The sequence below is a fragment of the Shewanella sp. SG41-4 genome (genome assembly GCF_014164505.1).
Classification (GTDB): domain Bacteria; phylum Pseudomonadota; class Gammaproteobacteria; order Enterobacterales; family Shewanellaceae; genus Shewanella.
Window position 1 is genome coordinate 1 of the sequence record NZ_JACJFI010000634.1, and the last position, 1198, is coordinate 1198.

The window sequence follows — 1198 nt, forward strand, 5'->3', positions numbered from 1 at the left end:
CGAGTGCAGGCGCTAACTATCAGTGGTCATTAGATCTACTCAAACGCTTTAAAGAGCGTCATCCAACTATTCCGACTAAGTCTGGTTTAATGATGGGTCTAGGTGAAACTAACGAAGAAATAGCTGAAGTATTACGAGATTTACGCGCCCACAATGTAGAAATGCTCACGCTGGGGCAATACTTACAGCCATCTAAATTCCACCTACCAGTTGAACGCTATGTTCCACCGGCAGAATTTGATGAATTGAAAGCATTAGCTGATAAACTTGGTTTCACTCATGCTGCCTGTGGACCACTTGTTCGTTCAAGCTACCACGCTGACTTACAAGCACAGGGTAAAGAAGTTAAGTAATCTAACTTCGTCTGAAAAAAAACAGCGCTAAATTAGCGCTGTTTTTTATTTTTGTAAAAAATCAATACTCTTGTAAAGACTATCTCAATGATAAATCCATTAAAATGGCATCTTCATAACCATCATCGGTAGAGTAATAATTTTTACGCCGTCCTGACTCAATAAAACCTACTTTCTCATATAAATATTTTGCAGCCTCATTTGACTGACGAACTTCTAACATCAGCACTACTGCCCCCGCATCTTTCGCATCATCAATCAATTGCTGCATTAATAACGAGCCAAACCCTGAGCCTTGTTTATCTGGTGCCACACAAATATCGAGTAACGTCGCCTCATCGATAATTTGCTGTACTATCGCAAAACCCAACAAACCATCTTGCTGCTTAATGCCCAATACTCGATATAAAGGCCCGAAACACTCTTTTAAGCCTGTTTCGGACCAAGGATGAGTGTGAGCTTGGTTTTCAATCTTAGCCATTACAGTTACATGCTCAACGCCAAGGGGCACAATAAAGTGACTATCAATGTTGCTCATTGGTCTCGCCCTTACTTAATTGCTGGGTTTTATCTAAATGTTGAGATATTTGCTGCCATAAATGGCGTTTTTCATCAGCCAAAGCATGAAGGTCTGTTAGCGGCGCACTTACAACCCAAGCAACGCGAGGACGAACTCTTGTCTTACGCATATCCCATATCACCTGCGGCCCTTTGATCATTTCACAATCAAACTCGCACTGATCAATATCAACGTTTAATAAACGCAGTACATCATTAACAAGCATTTGATCAGATAAATCGGCATCGAGATCATGCAACACTAAGTAAGGCTTTAACGGTTTATC

Annotated in this window: 2 protein-coding genes and 1 pseudogene; 1 reads left to right on the forward strand and 2 read right to left on the reverse strand. The window is 40.9% G+C overall.

All coding sequences use genetic code 11. The features are described from left to right. Positions 1-353: pseudogene (locus tag H5202_RS22860) on the forward strand (lipoyl synthase); the annotation flags it as partial. A 79-nt stretch (positions 354-432) separates the two neighbouring features. Here H5202_RS22860 and rimI read toward each other — a convergent pair. Further along, positions 433-891: a ribosomal protein S18-alanine N-acetyltransferase gene (gene rimI / locus H5202_RS22865; RefSeq protein WP_182774035.1), complete on the reverse strand. Its 459-nt coding sequence runs from the start codon at positions 889-891 to the stop codon at positions 433-435. Beyond that, positions 878-1198 (reverse strand): DNA polymerase III subunit psi (locus H5202_RS22870; RefSeq protein WP_182774036.1); only part of this gene is annotated, 321 nt, incomplete at its 5' end. The genes H5202_RS22870 and rimI, both read right to left, overlap by 14 nt.

Coding starts and splice junctions, on each gene's coding strand:
- rimI (WP_182774035.1), bottom strand. CDS start 891: ATGAGCAACATTGATAGTCACTTTATTGTGCCCCTTGGCGTTGAGCAT.